Source organism: Polynucleobacter sp., assembly GCF_040400325.1.
GTDB lineage: Bacteria > Pseudomonadota > Gammaproteobacteria > Burkholderiales > Burkholderiaceae > Polynucleobacter.
In genome coordinates, this window is the sequence record NZ_JBBAQK010000010.1 from 1 (window position 1) to 24,816 (window position 24,816).

Below are 24,816 nucleotides of genomic sequence, written 5' to 3' on the forward strand. Positions count from 1 at the left end.
CCTACCGCACAAATCACGATGATGACTGGCGCAATGATGGAGAACGGAATTCTCAAGATCGAAGCGAAGAGCGGCACGCAAGTTAACACTACGAATAAGCCAGCCAAGTTACCGAGATACATACTAGCGATCAAGCCCCAAACAAAGTCAGGCTTCTCAACGAAGAGAAGTGGTCCTGGTTGCAAGCCCCAGATCAACAAACCACCAAGCAAAACCGCAGCGGTTGGTGAACCTGGGATACCTAAAGATAGCATCGGCAACAATGCAGCTGTACCTGCGGCATGCGCTGCGGTTTCTGGAGCAACAATACCTTCCATTTTACCGGTGCCAAAATTATCACCGTCTTTGGATACACGCTTTGCTACGCCGTACGCCATAAATGAAGCTGGAGTAGCGCCCCCTGGAGTAATACCCATCCAGCAACCAATCAAGCAGCTACGTAATGAAGTAGCCCAGTATTTTGGCAACAGCTTCCAAGTTTCCCAAACTACCTTAGCGCGAATCTTCGCTGCAGCCCCTTTGAATGCTAAGCCCTCTTCCATTGAAAGAAGAATCTCACCAATACCAAACAAACCGATCACTGCGATCAAGAAATCAAAACCACGCATTAACTCTGGATTACCAAAAGTTAAACGTAATTGACCAGTAACCGTATCCATTCCAACGGTTGCCAAGGCAAAACCGAGCATCATGGCAGAGATCGTCTTAAATGGCGATCCTTTATTCATACCCACAAAACTACAGAAGGTCAGTAGATAGACTGAGAAAAATTCCGGGGGCCCAAACTGTAGTGCAAACTTAGCCACTAGAGGGGCCAAGAAGGTAATCATCACAATCGCGAAGAAAGCACCAACGAAAGATGAGGTGAATGCGGCAGTTAATGCTTCACCTGCTTTACCATTACGCGCCATTGGATAGCCGTCAAAGGTGGTCGCAACTGACCAGGGTTCACCTGGGATATTAAAGAGAATCGATGTAATCGCACCGCCAAATAAAGCGCCCCAGTAGATACAAGAGAGCATGATGATGGCCGAAGTCGGTGGCATTGTGAAAGTTAATGGCAACAGAATCGCAATACCATTTGCACCACCAAGACCTGGGAGAACGCCGATGATGATACCTAGTGTTACACCAACAATCATCAACAATAAATTAAAGGGTGTCATCGCAACGGCAAAGCCACCGAATAGGGCATTAATTTCTTCCAACTTGGACTCCTTCTTTTCTAATCTTTTTTAATTTTATTTTTTAGTTCACACCGATAAACTCGAGTGGATTAATCCATGAGCCATGTGGCAATGGAACTTGGAACCAGAACTCGAACATCAGGTAAAGGGCTGCACTCACGCCAATAGATACGGCAACCGCCTTCCAAATTGAGTACTTTCCTAACCACACCATAAAGATTGCAATGTAGAGGGCTGAAGAAACATAAATACCAATCAATTGCACACCCAGAACAAATACGATGGCTGGGAACAATACTGCCATCACCTGCTTAAAGGGCTCTTTATCAACAAACGATTCTGTTTTCTTTTTCTTATTCACGATTGCAGCTTGATATAAAGTCACCGTACTAGAGAGCAGGATGATCAAACTAATATAGAAAGGGAAGTAACCAGCTTCAGGACCATCACTTCCCCAGCTAGCACCTAGCTTTACGCTACCAATCATCACCACTAAACTAAATACCAGAAACAGAATGGAGGTAATAATATCCATCGCTCTCACGCTGATGACAGAATCTTGGTTTGAATTGTTTGAATGTTCAGACATTTGCTTTATTTATTTATAGAAGTTAATTAATACACTTACTTAAAAAATAGGACCTCCATTTGGAGGCCCTATTTAATCGCCTACTGTTTACTTGGCTAAGAATCCAGCCTCTGCCATCAGTTGTTTATGCAGTACTTCATTTAAAGTTAACCAATTCAGATACTCTTTACCAGTCATGAATGATTGGTTGAATGCACCGTCAGCCATGAACTTCTTCCATTCAGGTGTAGCACGCACCTTTTTGAACAAGTCAATGTAAAAATCGACCTGCTCTTGAGTCACGCCAGGGGCCATGAAAATACCGCGCAACATCACATAGTCAGTTGGGACGCCCACTTCTTTACAGGTTGGAACATCGTTCCAAGACTGAGTAGGAGTGATCTTCTCTTTGTAAGGCATGCGTTCGTCGTCAAATACACACTGGGCACGCAACTTACCAGCACGCCATTGAGCAACCGCTTCAATTGGGTTATTAACAGTAGAATCAACGTGATTACCTACGAGCTGAACAGCAACATCGCCACCCCCTTTAAAAGGAATGTATGTGAATTTAGCGCCCGTTGCTTTTTCAAGGGCAACAGTAATGATTTGGTCTTCCTGCTTAGAACCAGTACCAGCCATTTTGAATTTACCTGGACCGGCTGCTTTAGCGGCATCGATATATTCTTTAGCATTCTTGTACGGCTTGTCAGCATTAGTCCACAACACGAACTGATCCAAAGCCAACATGGCTACTGGAGTAATGTCTTTCCAGTTAAATGGAACACCAGTGGCCAGCGGAGTAGTGAACAAGTTAGACAAAGTGATGATGATCTTATTAGGATCTCCCTTGGCTTCTTTAATTGCTAAGAAGCCTTCTGCACCCGCGCCAGCACCCTTATTGACAGGGATGATGGATTGCTTCATCAGATTATTTTTAGTGACGATTCCCTGAATCATGCGTGCCATTTGATCAGCACCGCCTCCGGGACCGGCAGGAATAATGAACTCAACTGGTTTAGTGGGCTCCCAAGCTGCAAATGCAGGGGACACTCCAGTTACGCCGAGAGCTAAGGCGGTAGATAACAATGCTCCTTTTAACTTCATCTTCATAAACATGTGCCTCCAAAAATGGTTTACCAATTTAAATTTGGCTTATCTAATGTGAAGATGATTTTTAAACAAGATGCACAAGTAGCACTTGACTGACATCAATAATTTCAAAATCACTTCTCATGGGTTCGTACAATTTAGTACAAACCCCCATAAATCAAGCCAAAGGTAATTGATAGTGTACTTACATCTTTGGCTGGGGAGAGTATTTCATGCAAAGAAAATGATCATATTCAAATAAATGGGTTTATGAAGAGAGCGCCATTAATGATCGTAAACAATGTTGAGGGTTTACCCTAGATAACAGTGGTGCCGCTTGCCGGAATCGAACTGGCGACCTTTTCATTACGAATGAACTGCTCTACCAACTGAGCTAAAGCGGCGACTTAAATGAATTCTAGCGGAAACGGTCTAACAGTTTTTTACTCACTTTATCCAACTGAGTGGCATCTTTGATCAAGAACTGCATCCCATTGGAATCCGCAATGAGTAATGTATTACCTGCAATTCTCCGAATATCCTCCTCACCTTTGAGGCGAATGCGTGTGGGTCCACGATCAGTTTCAATATCCCAAATACTGGGTGTTGCAAAAGTAGATACCTGCGTAATCTTTATAATCACTGGCATAAATTCGCGTGCTGCAAGCTCTTCTTCAATTAATCCTAGCTCAGCCTCTGTGATGTGCTTTACATTTGGATACCAAAAAAGCTCTTTACCAGACTGATCCATTATTCCGATCCCAACGCCTGGCGCGGTAATTGGAAAAGCTCTTACTGGATGAACTCCAATATGGCGAGAGCCATTACTGTCCACAAACACCAACCTACCTAATGAATCCTGCTCAAGTTGATGAGGCATGTTCATACGCCTCCTCCAATATTTTTAGCAAGCACTTCCAATCTTTCTTCTCTACGCTCTTCAAGACTTTCACCAATAGCTCCGCCCTCCACTAACTCTGCAGCATGACGCAATTGGGCTTGATACAGCGTGTAGTAAGCGCCCTGAGCGTCCATCAGTTGTTCATGTGAACCAATCTCGACAATCTCGCCTTTATCTAAAACGACCAAGCGATCTGCTTTTCTTAAAGTAGAAAGCCGATGAGCAATCGCAATCGTAGTTCGACCTTTCACCAGATTATCTAGTGCTCGTTGAATTTCTTTCTCGGTCGTAGTGTCAACCGATGAAGTTGCCTCATCCAGAATCAAAATACTTGGATTAATCAACAGCGCGCGTGCAATGGAGATCCGCTGACGCTCGCCACCCGATAGAGATTGACCACGCTCACCTACCAAAGAGTCATAACCTAAGGGAAGCCTCAGAATAAATTCATGCGCATGAGCAGCACGCGCTGCTTCAATAATTTCCTCACGGCTTGCATCAGATTTGCCATAGGCAATATTTTCGGCAATTGTGCCAAAGAATAAAAATGGCTCTTGTAATACCAAACCAATGCATTTGCGGTAATCGGCAATACCGATACTGCGAATGTCACGCCCATCTAGCGATATCGATCCAGAGCTTACATCGTAAAAACGACAAATTAAGTTCACCACAGTACTCTTGCCTGATCCGCTATGGCCGACTAAGCCAATCATCTCACCCGGAGCGATATTGAGATCAATACCTTTGGTAACGGCCCGGTTGCCATAACGAAATCCTACGCTGCGCATTGAGATACGCCCTTTTACTTCCCCTAGAGGAGCAGGATTAATTGGCTCGGGAACACTAGAGACGTGGTCCAAGATGTCAAAAATACGTTTGGCCCCTGCTGCAGCTTTTTGAGTATGCGAAACAATTCGACTCATGGAATCTAAGCGCACATAAAAACGGCCAATATAAGCAAGGAAGGCAATCAAGACACCAACAGTTACTTTTTGATGAGCTACTTGCCATATACCGAATCCCCAAACAACCAATAAACCAGTCTCTGTCAAGAGCGTCACTGTAGGAGAGAACAAACCCCAGACACGATTCACCCGATCATTAATTTGAAGATTGTGTTGATTAGAATCAACAAAACGTTTTAGTTCGCGATCTTCCTGTGCGAATGCCTTCACTACTCGAATGCCTGGAATCGTATCAGCCAAGATATTCGTTACCTCAGACCAAATGCGATCGATTTTTTCAAAGCCATAACGCAATTTATCACGCACCACATGAATCATCCAAATAATAAACGGCAAAGGCGCTAAGGTGACCAAAGCTAAGAGCGGATCAATTGAAAACAAAATTGCGGCTGTCATCGTAATCATTAATACATCTGTCACAAAATCTAATGCATAGAGCGAAAGGAAGATGCAGATACGATCAGTCTCAGCACCAATTCGTGCAATCAAATCACCAGTTCGCTTGCCACCGAAGTACTCTAATGAAAGCTTAAGTAAATGCTCAAAAGTCGTATTGCGAAGGTCTGCACCAATGCGCTCACTAACCAATGCCAACAAATAGGTTTTCCACCAACCCAAACCCCATGCAACGATCGCCGCGCCAAATAAGGCAAAGAGATACAAGCTCGCTAAATGAAAATCAATCGGATTACCGCGCTCATAAGGAATTAGTACGTGATCCATTAACGGCATGGTGAGATAAGGGGGTATGAGCGTGGCGCCAGTTGATAAAAACGTCAAGACAAGGCCAAGCAGTAGTTGTTTTTTATACGGACGCGCAAAACGCCATAACTTAAATAAGGTCCAAGTAGAAGCAGGAACATCAACCTCAGGATCACATGTTGGACACGCATCTGAGTTAGCAGGTTTTGGACTTAAACAAACTGGACAAACTTGCTTATCGTATTGGCTAAGTTCCTGTTGATCTTCCTGATGAAATCGAGTCAATTGCCTAAAGTTGGACTGAAGCCGCAAAACTTGTGGGTTCACTGCTAAGGTGAAATGCCAGACTCTCAGCAAACGCTCAGCTAACTCAAACTTTAATTGCCCCACACCAGCATGATCGCCGTGAACGAGGCGCTCGCCTTGGCTTAAAGGCCAATTCTCTAGCTGGACTCCATCAGTCCAGACTAAGGCCTTCTCAGTCAATAGGAGTAAGCTTTTTTCAAAACGGAGTTCTGCATCCAAATCCAGCTCGACCCAGGCGAGCGCTGCTTCAAGGTCAGGAACTGGGGCCTCCATTGCTCCCAATGCTATTTGCCAGTAATTAGGCAATATAGGAGCAAAAGGTAAGATTTCTGGCTTCATTGACTCTAAAAGTATAGTGGAGCTGGGTTTTTTAGATTTATTCCTTCTGTCAACTTTAGAGGCGTGAAAGCCGTTAAATTATGAAAGATGTCTTATTTATGTATTTTTGCTGCTTTTGTGGATTTTCAATAACAACTAGAAACTGAGAGACTGTCTGATGCGTCCCCGCCAACTAAGGCGCTGACCCTCGCAATACCTTACATGCCCCAATTACTAGACAAATCGATAGAGATTCTGAGCGTTAAGCATTTGAGGGGTCCCAATATGTGGACCTACTATCCAGTCATCGAGGTTTGGATCGATATCGGTGATCTAGAAGATTACCCATCCAACCTCATTCCCGGCTTCTATGATCGCTTGGTTAATGCACTTCCAAGTCTGCAAGAACATCGCTGCAGCTATGGTGAAGCCGGTGGCTTTCTGAAGCGTGTTGAAGAAGGCACATGGCCAGGACACATACTCGAACATCTAACCTTGGAACTGCAAAATCTAGCTGGCATCCCGGGGGGCTTTGGTAAAGCACGTGATGGAGACCGTCGTGGCGTCTACAAAGTGATGGTCAGCGCTAATAATGAGGAAGTCACTCTAACTGCCCTCAAATATGCTCGCGACCTCTATCTTGTATTAGCTCAAGATACTAAAGATCCTGTTAGCGAAGTAAAAGAGATTGTTGAAAATTTGCGTGATCTTAGTGATGATTTATTACTAGGACCGAGCACTGCTTGCATTGTCAATGCGGCTGAAGAACGCGGTATTCCTTCTATTCGTCTTTCAGCGGGCAATTTAGTCCAGTTAGGTTACGGTGCAAAACAGCGCCGTATTTGGACTGCTGAAACCGATCAAACCAGCGCAATCGCTGAAACTATCTCTAGAGACAAAGATCTCACTAAGAGCCTACTAGCTAGCGCTGGTGTTCCAACCCCTGAAGGAAGAATGGTTACCAGTCCAGAAGACGCTTGGGAAGCCGCACAGGAAATTGGGCTTCCGGTGGTAGTCAAACCAATCGATGGCAATCATGGACGTGGTGTATTCATTAATCTTTACACCCAAAAAGAAATTGAATCAGCCTATGCGGTTGCAATTGATGAGGGTAGTGAAGTTCTGGTAGAGCGCCATATTGTTGGCGACGAACATCGTTTATTAGTCGTTGGTAATAAATTGGTTGCAGCAGCTAAAGGTGAAACTGTTTGGATTACTGGCGATGGCAAACATACTATTTTGGAATTAATCAAAATTCAAATTAATTCGGATCCACGTCGCGGAACATCTGAAGAGCACCCTTTAAATCCTGTACGCATAGATTCGGCAGTTGAGCTTGAACTTGCACGACAAAAACTGACTGGCGAGAGTATTCCTCCTGTAGATCAGAAGGCGCTCATCCAAAGCAATGGAAATGTAGCCTTTGATGTCACCGACTTAGTGCACCCAGATGTTACTAGTCAAGTTGTACTTGCTGCACGTGTAGTAGGTTTAGAAATTGCTGGTATCGATCTGGTTGCGCAAGACATTAGTAAACCACTCGCAGAACAAAATGCAGCGATTGTTGAAGTCAACGCGGGGCCGAGTTTAATATTCCATTTAAAACCAGCCAGTGGCAAAGCTCAGCCCGTTGGTCAAGAGATTGCAAATCACCTCTTCCCGCCCGGCGTGGACTATCGCGTTCCTGTGGTGGGCATTTGTGGCGAGAAAGGTAAAACGCCAGTTGCTGAAATGATTGCGCATTTTTTGCGCCTAAGCAATCTTTATGTTGGCCTTTCTTGCAGCAAAGGTTTGTATTTTGGCTCCCGCGCTGTTCCCAATACCAATACATCGAATTGGGAAAATGCTCGTCGGACATTACTCAATCGTGCAGTTGAGGCAGTAGTGATTGAGAATAACCACCTGTCCATGTTAATTGAGGGTCTAGCTTATGATCGTTGCCAAGTGGGTGTTGTTCTCAACATAGACCCTAAAGCCAACTTTCCGCAATATGCTATTTACGATGAGGACCAGATTTATAGCATTGTCAGAACACAAATTGATGTCGTATTGCCCACTGGTGTTGGCGTGTTAAATGCTGATGATCCGATGGTAGTTCCAATGGCAGAGCTGTGTGATGGTGAGATTATCTTCTTCACTGAAAATCCTCAGTCTGAGGCAGTCAATACTCATCTGCAAAAAGGTGGGCGTGCAGTATTGGTTGGTAAGCAACAAATTACCCTGCGCTCAGGAAAACTTGATCAAAAGAGTATTCCTGTACCCCCCTACTCTGAGCCTGATGCAGCCTCTCCTTGGAAAGCCATGAATTTGGGTGCCTCGATTGCCGCTGCTTGGGCGCTTGATATACCATTCAATGTTATTGAAGCAGGTGTCGAAACATTCGTCACTGACACACACACTGCAACAGGGGCTTAATTGGAAATCACCCGTATCCGTATGTTGCGCGGCCCGAATCTATGGAGTCGCCATACTACCTTAGAGGCAATCGTCTCTTGCGAGGATGCTGAACGCTCGATTGACTCTATTCCTCAGTTTGAAAACAAAATACGAGAACGCTTCCCACAGCTTGGCAGCATGCGTCGTGGTGGCCATAACGAAGTGCTATCACTGGCACATGCTCTAGAACATGCAGCCCTTGGGTTGCAAGCACAAGCTGGATGTCCAGTGACCTTTAGTCGTACTGTACAAACTGTTGATGTTGGTGTTTATCAAGTCGTGGTGGAATATATTGAAGAAGTGGTTGGTCGTATGGCCTTTGACTTTAGTTTTGCACTGATTCAAGCGACACTGAACGATGCTCCGTTTGACTTAGCTGCTGCCCTTTCTGAATTAGAGGCCTTATATGAAGACGTCCGACTTGGTCCTAGTACAGGATCGATTGTGGACGCAGCAGTACAACGCAATATTCCCTATCGCCGCATGACTGAAGGCAGCATGGTGCAATTTGGCTGGGGTAGCAAACAAAAGCGCATTCAAGCAGCAGAGACTAGCGATACCAGCGCGATTGCCGAAGCCATTGCTCAAGATAAAGATCTCACTAAGAATTTACTGGCTGCAGTTGGAGTATCTGTTCCTATTGGTGAGGTGGTGACCAATGCAGATGATGCCTGGCGTGCTGCACAAAAAATTGGCGGTCCGATTGTGCTTAAACCAAAAGATGGTAATCAGGGGAAAGGTGTTGTCGCTAACATTCACACTGAAGAGAAAGTTCGCGCAGGGTTTTTAGTAACCCAAGCCTTTGGCCGTGAAACGATCGTAGAACGCTATCTTCAGGGTGCTGACTACCGTTTATTGGTAGTAGGCAATCGTCTTTCTGCTGCAGCTCGACGTGAGCCGGCACAAGTTGTTGGAGATGGAACTCATACCATTGCACAGCTTGTTGAAATAGAGAATAAAAATCCATTACGTGGTGATGGTCACGCTACAGCACTCACCAAAATTCAATTTGATGACATTGCTCTAGCCCACCTTGCTAACTCAGGATTCACTCCTCAATATGTTCCTAAAACTGGTGAGCGCGTACTACTGCGCAATAACGCCAATCTCAGTACTGGTGGAACAGCAACTGATGTCACCGATGATGTCCATCCTGATGTTGCAGCAAGCGCAATTGCCGCTGCTCAGATGATTGGTTTAGATGTTGCGGGTGTTGATATCTTGTGTGAAGCGATTTACAAACCACTTGAGCAGCAAGGTGGTGGCATTGTGGAAATCAATGCTGCACCTGGTCTGCGCATGCATTTAAAACCTTCATATGGTAAGAGTCGTCCCGTTGGTGAAGACATCATCAATATGATGTTCCCGCTAGGCGAAGATGGGCGCATTCCTGTTGTGGCGATTACTGGCACTAACGGTAAAACGACTACCGTTCGCCTCATTGCACACTTACTCAATGAAACCGGCCTGCGTGTTGGTATGACTACTACTGATGGCGTTTATATCAATCATCGCCTGATTGATACTGGTGATTGTAGTGGCCCCAAAAGTGCTCGCAATGTTTTGATGCATCCAGACGTAGATGCTGCTGTATTAGAAACTGCCCGTGGCGGCATGTTACGTGAGGGTCTTGGTTTTGATCGCTGTGAAGTGGCTGTTGTCACCAATATTGGTGAAGGTGATCACTTGGGCCTAAACTACATTGCTAGTGTTGAAGATTTAGCTATTCTCAAACGTGTCATTGTTCAAAATGTATCTCCTACAGGAGCCGCTGTTTTAAATGCTGCTGATCCGATTGTGGTCAAAATGGGAGATCAATGTTCTGGTCGTGTTATTTTCTTTGCGCAAAATCAGCATCACCCCGTTATTGCCGCGCATCGTGCTAAGAAGAAAAAAGTAATTTACTTTGATGGCACTTATATTATTGCGTCGAAGGGCTCGCGTGTGATGTATCGCTTCCCAGTAAGCGAAATTCCGTTAACTCAAAATGGTGTCTTAGGCTTCCAGATAGAAAATGCAATGGCTGCCATCGGAGCAGCTTGGGCTATGGGCTTAGAGGCTGAAAAGATAGCCTGCGGTCTTCATAGCTTTGAAAGCACAGCTAATTCCGTACCGGGACGCTTTAATCAATTCCAGCACAAGGGCGCTACCGTGATTGCAGATTACGGACACAATCCTGATGCGATGCGCGCTTTAGCAAGTGCAATTGAAGCGATGAAACCTAACACAAGCCATGTCGTCATTAGCGGCGCAGGCGATCGTCGTGATGAGGATATTCGCGACCTGACACGCATATTGGGTAACTCATTTGACAATGTCATTCTGTATCAAGATGCTTGCCAACGGGGTCGAGAAGATGGTGAAGTTTTGAAACTCCTACAAGAAGGTCTTGTAGGAGCACGCAAAGCAAAAAACATCAAAGAAATTCATGGTGAATTTGTTGCCATAGATACTGCATTAAATGATCTCTCGGCAGGAGATATATGTCTCATTTTAATTGATCAAGTAGAAGAATCACTTGCCTATCTTAAGAATCAAGTCAGACCCTAATAGTGATTAGGTTGGATTAAAAGCTCCGACTAAGAATGGTAATGCTGGAGCCGGTCAATTTCCTCTTTAGAACCCAACATCACTGATACTCGCTCATGCAAATCAGTTGGTTGAATATCCATAATTAATTCAGTACCGTTGGTTGATGCACCACCCGCCTGTTCAACTAAGAAACTCATGGGATTAGCTTCGTACATTAAGCGCAGCTTGCCAGGTTTATGAGGTTCGCGCTGATCCCAAGGATACATAAAGACACCGCCTCGAGAGAGCACACGATGAACATCTGCCACCATCGAAGCAATCCAGCGCATATTGAAATCCTTACCGCGCACGCCACTGGTACCAGCTAAACATTCGTCTACATAACGACGAACTGGATCTGCCCAATGACGCATATTAGACATATTGATTGAAAATTCTTTAGTGGAGTGCGCAATGGTAACGGCATCCTTAATCAGCAAAAACTCGCCTGTCACTTTATTTAAAGTAAACATCACCACACCATCACCTAAAGTTAAGGCCATAGTTGTTTGGGGGCCATAGACCACATAGCCTGCAGAAACCTGATGACGTCCTGATAATAAGAAATCACTTGTTTGTAGTGGCGCTGTTGGATCCTGCTTTTGCAGCACAGAAAAAATCGTACCAATTGATACATTGACATCGATATTGGATGAACCATCGAGCGGATCAAATAAAAGTAAGTAATCGCCAGTACCTTGAACGGATAGCGGTAATTCCATTTCTTCAGATGCTAGACCTGCAAGTGATTTACAGGTCTGCACTCCATCAATTAATAGATCATTGGCGATGATATCGAGCTTTTGCTGAACTTCACCCTGAACATTATCAGTACCTGCAGATCCCAGTAAACCAATTAATGCTCCTTGTGCAACCTCATGACTTAAGCTTGAGCAGGTATTCACTACCGCAATTAAAAGATCTTGAAGATCTGCGGGGACACTGGCACCTTTAGGTTTAGCAGTTTCTAAATATTGCTTGAAATGGATACTATTTCTTGAGGTCAAGGCTAACTCTCCGTTTGGGATACCAAAATAATCTTTAGGCTCTATTTTGCCTTGTTCTGAAGAGTCTCTAGTTTCGCAGTGCTTTACCCACTACTTCACGTAGATCTGGCGACAGGGTCTCGGATACTGAAACCCTCTCCAAAGCCGCTTTCATCTGATTTTGATAGGGCTGGGCAAATAAACGCCAACGGTCTAGCGCTCTGGCCAGACGGGCTGCAATCTGAGGATTCATTGGGTCCAAAGCCAAAATGCTGTCAGCCCAAAATTCGTAGCCACTACCATCTGCCTGGTGAAAACTGGCCGGGTTATTTGAGCAAAATGCATGAATCACACTGCGTACTCGATTTGGATTATTGAGCTTAAATGCGGGATGCTCGCGTAAACGCTTCACATCACTCAAAGTAGTCTCTAGCCCATCTACTGGTGGTCGCGCTGACTGTAAAGCAAACCATTTATCGATCACTAATGCATCATTCACGAAGCGGCCATAGAAGTCAGTTAAACATTCATCGGCCGCTTTAGAACCATGAATTACCATTGCAGCCAAAGCTGCATAGCGATCTGTCATATTGTCAGCAACGCGATATTGATTAACCGCCATTGGCGTCCATATAGCACCATCCGCCTCAAGCAACATATTCAAGGCTAAGTTTTTAAGCGCTCTCTTACCAGCACTCACTGCATCAGGCTTAAATGGTCCAGGAGTCTGCATTTGTTGATACAAGGCAGCCCACTCAAGCTGTAATTGCTTAGCAATTTCTCTGCGGAAAGCACGGCGCGCAGCGAAAATCTGCTGAGGGTCTACGCTACTACACTGCTCATAAAGATAGGTTTCTGCAGGGTGTGTTAAGGCCAGTTCTTTAAATGCAGGATCTAAATGAGGATCAAGTAAGAGATTGCGATAGGCCTCGATTAACTTTTCATCTGGCAAACGACGATTCAAAATCATTTGCATGGCTAATTTTTGACCAGCCTCCCAGCGATTAAAAGGATCATCATCGCCCGAGAATAAAGCTAACAAGTCGGCTTCGCTTTGTTCAAAATCAAGCTGTATTGGGGCAGAAAAATCTCGATTGATTGATAACACAGGGCGTGATGAAATTCCGTCAAACGTCCAAGACTGTGTTCTTTGGGTTAATTCCAGCAATATTTCTGCTTGATCATTAGCAGCTGTGAGTAAGCGCATTTTCAAGGGAATATGAAAAGCTTGTTTATCTGGCTGGCCAGGACTCGGTGCGCAACTTTGCGTCAAGGTCAGATGAAATTGTTTTTTATCGGCGTCATATCGCTCTTCAACTTTGACACGAGGGGTTCCTGCTTGGCTATACCAATTTTGGAACTGACTGAGATCTTTTCCATTTGCATCAGTCATCGCAGCCAAGAAGTCATCGCAGGTGACTGCCTGCCCATCGTGGCGCTTGAAATACAGATCCATCCCTTTACGAAAACCATCCCTACCTAACAGGGTTTGATACATCCGCACTACTTCCGAACCCTTTTCGTAGACCGTAACAGTATAGAAATTATTAATTTCTTGATATTCATTAGGCCGGATTGGATGGGCCATTGGGCCCGCATCTTCAGGAAATTGTAATTGACGCAATAACCTCACATCCTCGATACGCTTAACAGCTCTACCAGAATCACCACCCATTTGATCAGCAGAAAATTCTTGATCTCGAAAAACCGTTAAGCCCTCTTTTAGGGATAGCTGAAACCAATCCTGACAAGTGACACGATTACCAGTCCAGTTATGGAAATACTCATGAGCAACAACACTCTCAATATTAGCGAAGTCTGCGTCGGTCGCAGTTTCAGGCTGGGCTAATATAAATTTAGTATTAAAGATATTTAAACCCTTATTCTCCATTGCTCCCATATTGAAATCACTCACGGCAACAATCATGAAGCGCTCAAGATCTAATTCCAAGCCAAAGCGTTTCTCATCCCAATGAATCGATGCAATTAAAGAATCCATTGCGTGTCGAGTCTTTGGAAGATCGTGTGGCTCAACCCAGATCTGTAAAAGCTTTTTAGCCCCACTACTGCTAATGATTGTTTCCTCAATACACTCCAATTTACCTGCTACTAGGGCAAATAAATAGGATGGCTTTGGAAACGGATCTTCCCAAGTTGCGCTGTGCCAACCATTAGGCAGTTTTTCTGTTTTTAATAAATTACCATTCGACAACAAGACTGTATATTGTGCTTCGCGTGCGCGTAACGTCACATGATATTTCGCCATCACATCGGGGCGATCTAAGAAATAAGTAATTTTTCTAAATCCCTCTGCCTCGCATTGGGTAAAAAAGTTTCCATTTGAAACATATAAGCCCATTAAGCTTGTATTTTTCTCAGGAACGCACACACAGATAATTTCGACTATGAATTTCTCTTTACCTTCATTTGGTAAGGCTTGAATGGTAAGAGTTTCTGGTGTTAGCTCAAATTGACGGTGCGGTACTCCATTAATTCGCAGACTAACGAACTCAAGCTCATGGCCAACCAAGACCAAAGGTGCTCCAGGCTTAAAGCTTTTTCCTGGCAAGACCTCGATACGACTTTTTATAATCGTACGAGCAGGATCTAGGGCAATGTCGAGTTCTACCCGATCAAAGGTGTAAACGGGGGGATGATATTCGAGTCTTTGAAAGCTCTGCGCTAAATCAGTTTTCATGAATTCATTTTAAGTCTTGTCCTGAAATCTGGTAGATTTCCTAAAACCAAACCAGAGTGGCTATACCAATAGCAATGAAGGTGGCTGCTGCAACCGCATGCACCCATTTAATCGGCATACGTGTAGTGAATTTTTGACCAATCCAGACTGCTGGGGCATTGGCTAGCATCATCCCCAATGTAGTGCCTAAAGTCACAGAAAAAGCATCTGCATAACGGGCGCCCAATGCAATCGTTGCAATTTGGGTCTTATCCCCCATCTCCGCCAAAAAAAATAGTCCGGTAGTCAGAAGAAAAACTTGTAAGGCTCTATCAGCCACCTTTGTACCAGCAGCATCGTCGATATGATCAGGCACTAATAGCCACAAGCCAATTCCCAAGAAACTCAGCCCTAATATCCAACGCATGACATCAGGAGATAAGATGGTTGTTAACCAATGGCCCAGTAAGGCAGCGCAAGCATGGTTTGCAAGGGTTGCAATAAAGATGCCGACAATAATTGCCAAGGCCTGCTTGGGATATCGTGCTGCCAACATTAAGGATAAGAGTTGTGTCTTATCCCCCATTTCAGCTAAAGCAACCACACCAGTAGAGAGAAATAAAGCCGAATAATCCATCAATTGAGTTTCTTCATATATCGGATCTATTAGGCCACAATTTCCCCCGCCAAAATAAAAAGGCGGATCTCCTAAAAAGTCCGCCTTTTTTACTATTACAGCAAATCGCTCTCTAAGCGGCAAAAAACTCCTCAGCCAACACAAAGTCTAATTTTTGTGCCTGTGCTACTGGCTGAGAAGTTAAAAACCCTTTGTGCACATTAAGACCGTTGCGCAAATGCAGGTCGATCGATAAGGCCTTCATGACACCTCGGTTCGCCAAAGCCTCTACAAATGGATAGGTTGCATTCGTTAAGGCAAATGTAGAAGTCCTTGCTACAGCACCAGGCATATTTGCTACACAGTAATGAACTACCCCATCTAACACAAAGGTGGGATCAGCATGAGTGGTTGGCTTAGAGGTTTCAAAGCAGCCACCTTGATCGATTGCCACATCGACTACAACAGCGCCTGCTTTCATTTTCTTTACTGTTTCTCGCTTTACTAATTGAGGGGCTGCAGCGCCGGGCAATAGTACTGCGCCAATCACCACATCTGCCTCAGATACCTCTTGCTCAATTAACAAATGATCGGAGTAAAAAGTTCGTACCCGATTTCCATAGAGCAAGTCAATTTGTCGCAGACGTTCAATATCTCGATCAAAGATACATACATCAGCCCCCATGCCCACTGCCATTTGTAAAGCATTTCGGCCTACTACACCGCCACCTAGAATCACAATCTTCGCGGCTGATACCCCTGGCACACCAGCCATAAGTACACCAAGACCACCATTAGTCTTTTCTAGATGAGTGGCAGCTGCCTGTATCGACATGCGTCCTGCAACTTCGCTCATCGGAGCAAGTAAAGGTAAGGCACCATGAATAGAGGTGACTGTTTCATATGCAATACAAGTCGCCCCCGAATCTAGTAAGGCTTTTGTTTGCTTTGGATCTGGAGCCAAATGCAGGTAAGTAAATAGGATTTGGTCCTCCCTAAGCATCGCGCATTCCTGCGACTGAGGCTCTTTGACTTTCACAATCATTTCAGCTTTGTGAAATACCTCAGCAGCACTATTGACTAAGGTGGCTCCGGCAATTCGATAAGACTCATCGCTCAGTCCAATTTGCTCACCTGCACCACGCTGTAGCAATACAGAGTGTCCTTGTTTACACAGCCCACTGACATTTCCTGGGGTTAAGCCCACTCGAAACTCATTATTTTTTACTTCTTGAGGTACGCCAATAATCATGTTAATTTCCTATTATTTAAATTCATGGTTGTTTTTTGTTTTCCGGTGTAGTCCCACGATGTAAAACATCGCTAGATAAATACCCAATAAACACGGACCTAATACCAAAGCGATCCGTGCATCCTCATGAAAGCCCATTAATACGATTACTAAAACAATAAATGCCAGAGCAAACCACGAAGAATAGGGCCACCAAGGCGTCCGATAGCTGAGCTCTGCTACTTGAGCCTTAGTTAATGAGCAGCGAAATTTCATTTGTGTGTATAGGATTGCGATCCAAACCATCAATCCAACAAAAGTCACCGCGGCCATGATGTATTGAAAGGCTTTATCGGGCACAAAGTAATTAAGCACAACACCGGTCATAGAGACTGCGACTGTCCCTATTACCGCGCGGTGGGGGACAGCATACTTGGATAGCTTTGCAAAGGGTGCGGGGGCATAACCATTGACCGAAAGTGCATAAAGCAACCTACCACCACTAAAGATTCCAGCATTACAAGATGAAAGTGCCGCTGTAATGACGACAAAATTGATGAGTCCTGCAGCTTCTCGCAAGCCAATGCGCTCAAACATCACTACAAAAGGACTGCCCTGCTGTCCCACTTCATTCCATGGAAAGATCGCAAGAATGACTAGAATGGCGCCCATGTAAAAAATCAAAATACGCCAAGCCAAAGAATCGATAGCCATTGGAATAGTTTTACGTGGGTTTTCCGCTTCACCAGCTGACAAACCAATCATCTCAATACCAACATAAGCAAATAAGACCATTTGTAATGAAAGCAACATGCCACTGATGCCATTTGGAAAAAACCCTCCGTGCTGCCAAAGATTACTTAAACCAATTGGTTGCCAATCATTGGTAAAGCCAAAGAGGATGACAGAACCGCCCAAAGCAATCATGGCAACAATGGCCACTACCTTGATTAAGGCAAACCAAAACTCAAATTCGCCAAAAACTTTGACCGCTATGAGATTAATCAAGCCCATCAGAACAATGGATGAGAGTGCCCAAATCCATTGCGGAGTTTCTGGGAACCAAATGCCCATATAGATTCCCACAGCAGTCACCTCTGCGATACCCACCACAATCCAGTAGGTCCAATAACCCCATCCGACCATATAACCAGCCAGTGGTCCTACATAATTATTGGCATACGCTGCAAATGAACCGGCTACAGGCTCATGCACCGCCATTTCACCTAAGCTGCGAAGCACAATGAAGGCAACCATTCCTGCTAATAAGTAGCCCAAAAGAATCGAGGGTCCTGCAATTTTGATCGCACTTGCTGATCCTAAAAACAAGCCGACACCAATCGTTGAGCCTAAAGCCATCAAACGAATGTGTCTTACTTTCAGATGGCGTTTTAAGCCGGTATGTTGAGTCTGCAAAAGAGACCTCCTTTCGATTTGTCATTGGCGATTTACCAACGAAGCAAAGTCTAGGGAGGAGTTTGCGTAAGTACTAGAGCTTAAAAATAACTAAAGTGACTAATTAAATAAAAGTAAACACTAAAAAAAGGATTTTCCTTATTCACAAAGGCCCAGTTGTGAAATATTTTGTAATAGACTGCAAAAGAATACGTAACTTCCTACAGGGATTCCCCTTAAGGATTTAAGGCTGAATAGCGATCAGATTTAAAATCTCTGCCGCAGCTGCAAAGCCACACGCTGCAGTAACCATCACAGTAGAGCCATAGCCAGAACAAGCCAATCCTCCGCTAGAAGCGCCAGCTCTTGGTTCATGCGAGTAAATCGCACGCACTCCTATCTTCTTTTTCAGATTTCTAGAGAAACCATGATCTTGTCTCAAACCTTGGCGAACTTTTGCCAACAAAGCGTCTTGCTCAGTTCGCGAAAGATCATCGCAACGTACTGAGGTGGGATCAGTCTTACCCCCAGCGGCACCGCACATCACTAAAGAACGATTATGTTGAGTAGCCCAAATCACTAATGCAATTTTTGTCTGCACTGAATCGGTGGCGTCTAAAACCAATGCATTTTCAGGAACTACTGCATCAAGCTTACCTGGCTCTAAAAATTCATCACAGATCGTTAATTGAATTTCTGGATTAATTTGCATCATGCGTTCGCCCATAGCCTGAACCTTGGCTTTGCCATACTGACCCTCTAAGGCATGCAATTGGCGATTGGTATTGCTCTCAGCAATATGATCAAAATCAACCAAAACCAAATGCCCAATACCTGTCCGAGCTAAAGCTTCCGCTGCCCAGGAACCAACTCCACCTAAGCCAGCAACTACTACAGTAGCTTGCTGAAAGCGCGCACGTAGCTCTGAACCATAGAGTCTGGAAACCCCTCCAAAACGCCGACTTTCTAAACTGTCTTCAACCTTGTCTTCTGCCATAGCTTCTCTTTATACTGAACAAATGGACTCCATTGCTCAACTTCGCAAAAACTATACCTTTGGTCAGCTTTCTGAAACTGAGGTTCCGCACAATCCATTGCTGCTCTTTCAGCTTTGGTTTGACCAAGCTGTGAAAGCACAGTGTCCTGAACCTAACTCCATGACCTTAGCTACTGCGGACCAAGTAGGCAATCCATCAGCACGTATTGTCTTACTAAAAGGAGCTGATCAGAGCGGCTTTACCTTCTTTACCAATTACGAGAGTCAAAAAGGGCGTGATTTAGCAATTCGCCCCCAAGCTGCCCTCCTATTTCATTGGCATGAGCTAGAGCGTCAAGTGCGCATTAAAGGTCTCGTGGAGCGGGTTAGCGCGGCTGAAAGCGATGAATATTTTCATTCCCGTCCAGCCGCCTCCAGAATAGGTGCCTGGGCCTCCCCTCAAAGCTCTGCTATTCCTAGCCGCGAGTTTTTAGAGCAGGCTGAAAAACGTTACCAAGCAGAATTTGGTGACGCACCACCGCGCCCTGAATATTGGGGTGGATATCGCCTGCAACCTACGGAAATTGAGTTCTGGCAGGGTCGACCATCCAGACTTCATGACCGCATTCATTACAAGCTTGATGGGGCAAACTGGAAGATTGAGCGCTTAGCACCCTAAGCATAACGAGCAGCAATGAGCGCTTTAAATTTGGCTCTAAATTTTGCGAGTTTAGGTGCTACGACTGCCATGCAGTAACCTTGATTTGGATGCTGCTGGAAATAATTCTGGTGATACTCTTCTGCTGGATAAATAATAGGGGCCGCATCAATCTGCGTTACCACTGGCGCAGAATAAATTTTTGAATCCTGAAGTTCCTTTACCACCTCATGAGCTATCTGGATTTGCGTATCACTATGAGAAAAGATGACCGAACGATATTGAGTGCCATGATCATTGCCCTGATAGTTCAAGGTCGTAGGATCATGAATCACAAAGAAAATCTCTAGCAAATCCCGAAAAGAAACGATCTTGGGATCAAATAAGATATCCACACTTTCAGCATGGCCAGTTGCTCCAGTACAAATCTCTTCATAACTAGGGTTAGGACGAGCGCCCCCGGCATAGCCAGAGACAACTGAGTGAACACCCTGAATTTGCTGGTAAACAGCTTCAAGACACCAAAAGCACCCGCCACCCAGGGTGGCACGCTCTAAATTCTCTGGGGTTTTATTTAAGTTTTCATTCATGGCTTTATCCTAATGCCTTATTCCAAATTCTGCCAACTCTTAATCCCCTTATGAATCGCTTCTCTCTCCAACTAGACGAAATCAAAGCTGCCTTCGCCGCAGAACCTAATCCATCTCTAGATATTCGGCTTGAACGGATTGCCCGAATTGAAAAAATGATTCAGGCCAATGAAGATAAAATTTGTAGGGCAGTTTCTGCTGATTTTGGCGTGCGTCATCCGATTGAAACCCGCCTAGCTGAATTTCAGATGATTTACCAAGCCTGTCAATTTACTCGTCAGCATCTTAAAGAATGGATGCGCCCCGAGCAAGTGGATACGCCTATCACTCTTGGATCCTCAGAAGCATGGATTCAAAACCAAGCACTTGGCGTAGTCGGAATAATGAGTCCTTGGAATTATCCAGTGCAGTTAGCACTCGTTCCAGCGATTGCCGCCTTTGCTGCCGGCAATCGCGTCTGGCTTAAACCCTCAGAACGTTGTTTACGCACTTCGGGATTTTTGTCCAATCTGATTCAGGAATATTTTCACCCAACAGAATTTTGCGTTACCACTGGGGGCGCAGAAGTAGCAGAACAATTTGCAGCGCTGCCTTTTGATCACCTCTTTTTTACTGGCAATGAAAGTATTGGTAAAAAGGTGATGCGATCAGCCGCTGAACATCTTACGCCCATCACACTTGAGCTTGGAGGCAAATCCCCTGCAATAATAGACTCCACAGCCAATCTTAAGGATGCAGCTGCAAGCATCGTTTATGGCAAATTACTTAATAGCGGACAAACCTGCATAGCCCCAGATTACCTTCTCATTGAACCATCCAAGCAAGATGTGTTTATCCAAGAACTGAAAGCTGCAGCACAAGAGCAATTTTCCAACCCTGATGAATTGACAGGACCGATTGATGACGTACAACTACAACATTGGCAGCACTTGGTAGCTGATGCCCTCGATCGCGGTGCAAAAGCAATTTCTTTACTGAGGACTCCTGCTACTGGCGCCAGAAAGTTTGAGCCAGTAGCACTGATTGACATCCCAGCAGAGGCCCGCGTCCTGCATGAAGAAATTTTTGGGCCTATTTTGCCGATTGTGACGATCGCTAACACTCAAGCTGCAATTGACTTGATCAACAAGAAACCTCATCCTTTAGCGCTCTATTGGTTTGGTAAAGACCAAAAGAATATGCAAAAGGTCTTAAGCGAAACAAGATCCGGCGGAGTCACGATTAATGAAACTTTATTACACATCACAGTAGAGTCATTACCTTTTGGCGGCACTGGTGCAAGTGGCATGGGTGCTTATCATGGCAAAGTAGGATTTGATCTCTTTAGTCATCGCAAATCGGTTTTGCAAGTAAGAGGCTTTTTAGGTTTAAACCTATGGAAAGGTAGCAAGCTAGCTCGTCCACCATATGGAAAAACAGTTGAACGTTTATTGCGCTTTCTGAAGTAATTGCAATTAACTGGGGAAAACCCTTGTAATCACATCCCCAAACTGTCATAATAGGAGGCTTTTTTAAGCAATTTGTTTCATCGCCCCCCAGCTATATTTCAGCGTAACGTTTAGAAGTCATAAACACAGAATTAAAAAAACGCGCTGCCGCCTGTCTGATGGTCGATGCCTTTGACCATCGCACCCTTTAAAAACCATGGGTGCAACATACGGAGACATCCCTTTAAGGGGATGTTTAATAGCATGACTTTTTCTAAAGAAACTAAAAACGAGTCACAAGACTCAAAGCACGCTGGAAGTACCTTCCAGTCTTTCGCCCTAGCGGCGCCACTTCTTAAAAACGTTGCTGAACTGGGTTTTACCCAAGCCACACCTGTTCAATCACAGGTTATTCCTGCTGCTTTAGCGGGTGGTGACTTATTGGTCAGCAGCCAAACCGGTAGCGGTAAAACCGCAGCCTTTTTATTACCTTTAATTAATCAACTCATTGAAGACAACCCAAACAACTCACCTGTACCAGGTCGCGCACAACCTAAAGTGTTAGTGCTCTGCCCTACTCGTGAATTGGCTCAACAGGTTACCGCTGATGCAGTGAACTTAGTTCGTGGCATGAAAGGTATCCGCATTGCAACTGTCATAGGTGGCATGCCTTATGGCAAGCAAATCCAGGCTCTGAAAGGTGCTTTGTTAGTTGTTGCCACTCCAGGTCGTTTACTCGATCTGTGTGACAGCAAAGCAATTCGTCTAGATGATGTCAAACAACTCGTTATTGACGAAGCCGATCGCATGCTCGACATGGGATTTGCGGATGATCTCGAGGCTATTGACAAACGCTGTGCAGGACGTAAGCAAACTTTAATGTTCTCTGCAACTTTTGCACCAAAGATTATGTCTTTGGCCAATGCCTTAACTACAGATGCCAAGCGTATTGAACTTGCTCACGCAGGTGAAAAACACGCTAACATCGAACAGAAGTTACATTGGGCAGATAGCATGTCACACAAACATAAGTTGCTTGAGCACATCTTGGCAGACGCCACTTTGGATCAAGCAGTAGTGTTTGCGAGCACCCAAGTTGAAAGCGAAAAGATTGCTGACACCTTGCGCGCGAATGGCTACGAAGCAACTGCCCTTCATGGTGCTATGCCTCAAGCTGTCCGTATGCGTCGCCTTGAATCCTTGCGTAAAGGTCACACCAAGATTTTGGTGGCGACTGATGTAGCAGCTCGTGGCATCGATGTACCACGGATTAGTCATGTGATTAACTTTGGCCTACCAATGAAACCCGAAGACTATACCCATCGCATCGGACGTACCGGTCGTGCTGGTCGCAATGGTGTTGCTATCACTTTGGTTGAACATCGTGACCGCGCCAAGATCCGCAATATCGAGCGCTTTACGCAGCAAGATATCGTTGCATCAGTGATTGCTGGTCTTGAGCCACAAGCTAAACCGAGCTTTGGTGGTGGTGGCGGTCGTCCTGGTGGTCGCTCTGGCGGTAGTGGCGGTGGTAATCGCTCCGGCGGTGGTGGCGGTCGTTATGGTTCTGGCGCTCGTTCTGAGTCACGCTTTGGTGGTGGTGGCGGTAGCAGTAGTGGCCGTTCATCTGATTCACGTCCTGCACGCTCAGATGATTCACGTCCAGCACGCTCTCCTGACTCACGTCCAGCGCGTTCTGCTGACTCCCGTCCTGCCCGCTCTGCCGACGCGCGTCCAGCAGGACCACGTTTCGCTAAGCCAAAATCTGGCGGTCAACGCAGAAACTTTAGCGGTAGCTAAATATGAATCCCCGCAATCGCCTCCGTTCTTCATGGAATCGAGTCGGTTCCGGGAAGATTCATCGGGCGCCACGCAAGTGGCAGCGTTGGCTTAGTGATACTGGATCACTCACTCAAAAAATTGAGAAGGCAATTGGTCAAAAACTCGAAGTACAAGTTTTGCGCGATTATCCTCAATCCTTAAATAAGGACGAAAGTCGTTATTTTCATTTCCGCATTAGACGTTGTCGTGTACGGGAGGTCTTGCTGTGTGTAAACAATGTTCCCTTAGTCATTGCGCATAGCGTTATACCTACCTTTAGCTCGAGTGGTAGCAATCATGCCATTTTGCGATTAGGTAAAAAGCCCCTAGGCGCCGTACTCTTTGCTAAAAGCCGTCAGCATTCAAAGCCAAAGTGTCCACGTGATATTGCACGCTTAGATAAGAGTAGTGCCTTATGGAAAAAATGCTCCCAATATCTACCTGGGCTGAGTTCACCCTTATGGGCGCGACGCACACTCTATCGACTGAAGGGTCATCCCATCCTCGTTAATGAAATTTTCCTGCCTGAGTTACTTCAGTATTCAATGACTTAGAGCGATAACCAAGCCAAAGTAGTTTTGATTAAAGCTTCATCACCAGAGTCTGTAGTAAACACCTCACCAAAGCCAATCAGCTCTGCAGCATCTGCGATATTGTGATGCGGACAAATGGCGCTTGCACTGCTCAAACCATAAGTGAATTGATCTTCAATCACCTTACCTAAGTAGCGGACCGCTTCAGAGGAAGTCAGAAGCCACAGGGATTTAGAAAAATCCATATCGTGAATCGCTTGCCATACAGGATTATCAATATCCAAAGGAATGCGGGTATAGGTTGAAATCCCTTCAACTGTAGCGCCTGCCTTTTTCAGGGTATTGGCAAGCCAATCACGCCCGCCCTCACCCTTAAAAATAAGGACCTTCTTACCTTGCCAATCCCATCCGAGCTTTTGCAATTCTAGCCATAAACCTTCTGAATCCGACTGCGCATTATTTTCTGGAATGATGATGGGTGTTGGTTTGATTTCTGTACCAACACCATGATTTTGTAAGGCATGCTTACTGCTGCCGCCCATTACCCCAATAGGAATAATCTTTTTTGAAAAGTCTTGCCAATCTCGCTCCAATAAGCGCATCACACTCTCAATTGCATTGGGGCTAACAAAGATCGCGAGATCAGTGTCATGTAAAGCAGATGAAATGTGATCAGCCAAAGCAGCGTCCGTCTTAGGCACTATGGTCAACAAAGGTAAAGAAATGATTTCTGGAAGACCGCGCTTCGCAACGCCACTTTTCTCAATCGCCTGCATGAGTACTTCAATCAGTTGACGAGCTTGCCCACTAGGTCTAGTGACAACGATAGTTTTAGCACTCATGCTGTTGCCTGATGA

19 protein-coding genes and 1 tRNA gene are annotated in these 24,816 nt (G+C 45.1%); 6 read left to right on the forward strand and 14 right to left on the reverse strand.

From position 1 onward, the window contains the following. From ABWP14_RS08375 to ABWP14_RS08400, 6 genes are all read right to left on the reverse strand, one after another. A partial coding sequence (locus tag ABWP14_RS08375; RefSeq protein ID WP_353202519.1) for a tripartite tricarboxylate transporter permease occupies window positions 1–1,208 on the reverse strand: 1,208 nt, incomplete at its 3' end. A 40-nt stretch (window positions 1,209–1,248) separates the two neighbouring features. After that, the gene (locus ABWP14_RS08380) at window positions 1,249–1,776 is read right to left on the reverse strand and encodes a tripartite tricarboxylate transporter TctB family protein (RefSeq protein ID WP_353202520.1); all 528 of its coding nucleotides are present in this window, start codon (window positions 1,774–1,776) and stop codon (window positions 1,249–1,251) included. Between the two features lie 87 nt (window positions 1,777–1,863). Next, window positions 1,864–2,862, reverse strand: coding sequence for a Bug family tripartite tricarboxylate transporter substrate binding protein (locus ABWP14_RS08385; RefSeq protein ID WP_353202521.1), 999 nt, complete (start codon window positions 2,860–2,862; stop codon window positions 1,864–1,866). 313 nt (window positions 2,863–3,175) lie between these two features. Continuing rightward, window positions 3,176–3,251 (reverse strand) — tRNA-Thr (locus tag ABWP14_RS08390). A gap of 14 nt (window positions 3,252–3,265) precedes the next feature. Continuing rightward, window positions 3,266–3,727 carry a cyanophycin metabolism-associated DUF1854 family protein gene (locus ABWP14_RS08395; protein ID WP_353202522.1) on the reverse strand — a complete coding sequence of 154 codons (462 nt, stop codon included), beginning with the start codon at window positions 3,725–3,727 and terminating at the stop codon, window positions 3,266–3,268. Window positions 3,728–3,729: 2 nt separating this feature from the next. Further along, entirely contained in the window at window positions 3,730–6,063 is a 2,334-nt protein-coding gene (locus ABWP14_RS08400) for a cyanophycin metabolism-associated ABC transporter (RefSeq protein ID WP_502930162.1), read from the reverse strand. 201 nt (window positions 6,064–6,264) lie between these two features. Between ABWP14_RS08400 and ABWP14_RS08405 the strand changes: the two genes are divergently transcribed. Both ABWP14_RS08405 and cphA read left to right on the forward strand, forming a co-directional pair. Then, complete coding sequence (locus ABWP14_RS08405) at window positions 6,265–8,457, forward strand: cyanophycin synthetase (protein ID WP_353202523.1); 2,193 nt, start codon at window positions 6,265–6,267, stop codon at window positions 8,455–8,457. Further along, window positions 8,458–11,028, forward strand: coding sequence for a cyanophycin synthetase (gene cphA / locus ABWP14_RS08410; protein WP_353202524.1), 2,571 nt, complete (start codon window positions 8,458–8,460; stop codon window positions 11,026–11,028). A gap of 29 nt (window positions 11,029–11,057) precedes the next feature. On the opposite strand, the gene ABWP14_RS08415 is transcribed toward cphA, so the two are convergent. The 6 genes from ABWP14_RS08415 to ABWP14_RS08440 all read right to left on the reverse strand — a co-directional run bounded on the left by ABWP14_RS08415 (window position 11,058) and on the right by ABWP14_RS08440 (window position 18,951). After that, the gene (locus ABWP14_RS08415) at window positions 11,058–12,056 is read right to left on the reverse strand and encodes a class 1 fructose-bisphosphatase (protein WP_502930163.1); all 999 of its coding nucleotides are present in this window, start codon (window positions 12,054–12,056) and stop codon (window positions 11,058–11,060) included. Window positions 12,057–12,123: 67 nt separating this feature from the next. Then, window positions 12,124–14,733, reverse strand: coding sequence for an aminopeptidase N (gene pepN / locus ABWP14_RS08420; protein ID WP_353202525.1), 2,610 nt, complete (start codon window positions 14,731–14,733; stop codon window positions 12,124–12,126). Window positions 14,734–14,773: 40 nt separating this feature from the next. Beyond that, window positions 14,774–15,349, reverse strand: a complete 576-nt coding sequence (locus ABWP14_RS08425; protein WP_353202596.1) for a TMEM165/GDT1 family protein — start codon at window positions 15,347–15,349, stop codon at window positions 14,774–14,776. Window positions 15,350–15,461: 112 nt separating this feature from the next. Next, complete coding sequence (gene ald / locus ABWP14_RS08430) at window positions 15,462–16,580, reverse strand: alanine dehydrogenase (protein WP_353202526.1); 1,119 nt, start codon at window positions 16,578–16,580, stop codon at window positions 15,462–15,464. Window positions 16,581–16,592: 12 nt separating this feature from the next. Beyond that, complete coding sequence (locus tag ABWP14_RS08435) at window positions 16,593–17,975, reverse strand: amino acid permease (protein WP_502930164.1); 1,383 nt, start codon at window positions 17,973–17,975, stop codon at window positions 16,593–16,595. 223 nt (window positions 17,976–18,198) lie between these two features. Beyond that, window positions 18,199–18,951, reverse strand: a complete 753-nt coding sequence (locus ABWP14_RS08440) for a tRNA threonylcarbamoyladenosine dehydratase (RefSeq protein ID WP_353202527.1) — start codon at window positions 18,949–18,951, stop codon at window positions 18,199–18,201. 22 nt (window positions 18,952–18,973) lie between these two features. Here ABWP14_RS08440 and pdxH point away from each other — a divergent pair, with 22 nt between their 5' ends. Beyond that, window positions 18,974–19,609: a pyridoxamine 5'-phosphate oxidase gene (gene pdxH / locus ABWP14_RS08445; RefSeq protein ID WP_353202528.1), complete on the forward strand. Its 636-nt coding sequence runs from the start codon at window positions 18,974–18,976 to the stop codon at window positions 19,607–19,609. Here pdxH and msrA read toward each other — a convergent pair. Next, window positions 19,606–20,178: a peptide-methionine (S)-S-oxide reductase MsrA gene (msrA, locus tag ABWP14_RS08450; protein WP_353202529.1), complete on the reverse strand. Its 573-nt coding sequence runs from the start codon at window positions 20,176–20,178 to the stop codon at window positions 19,606–19,608. The genes pdxH and msrA overlap by 4 nt on opposite strands. Before the next feature lie 50 nt (window positions 20,179–20,228). On the opposite strand from msrA, the gene ABWP14_RS08455 reads away from it, so the two are divergent. The 3 genes from ABWP14_RS08455 (at window position 20,229) to ABWP14_RS08465 (ending at window position 23,980) form a co-directional block, all read left to right on the forward strand. Further along, complete coding sequence (locus ABWP14_RS08455; RefSeq protein WP_353202530.1) at window positions 20,229–21,626, forward strand: coniferyl aldehyde dehydrogenase; 1,398 nt, start codon at window positions 20,229–20,231, stop codon at window positions 21,624–21,626. A 243-nt stretch (window positions 21,627–21,869) separates the two neighbouring features. Continuing rightward, the gene (locus ABWP14_RS08460; RefSeq protein WP_353202531.1) at window positions 21,870–23,405 is read left to right on the forward strand and encodes a DEAD/DEAH box helicase; all 1,536 of its coding nucleotides are present in this window, start codon (window positions 21,870–21,872) and stop codon (window positions 23,403–23,405) included. Window positions 23,406–23,407: 2 nt separating this feature from the next. Further along, entirely contained in the window at window positions 23,408–23,980 is a 573-nt protein-coding gene (locus tag ABWP14_RS08465) for a chorismate--pyruvate lyase family protein (RefSeq protein ID WP_353202532.1), read from the forward strand. On the opposite strand, the gene ABWP14_RS08470 is transcribed toward ABWP14_RS08465, so the two are convergent. After that, the gene (locus tag ABWP14_RS08470) at window positions 23,977–24,801 is read right to left on the reverse strand and encodes a uroporphyrinogen-III synthase (protein WP_353202533.1); all 825 of its coding nucleotides are present in this window, start codon (window positions 24,799–24,801) and stop codon (window positions 23,977–23,979) included. The genes ABWP14_RS08465 and ABWP14_RS08470 overlap by 4 nt on opposite strands. Between the last annotated feature and the right edge of the window lie 15 nt (window positions 24,802–24,816).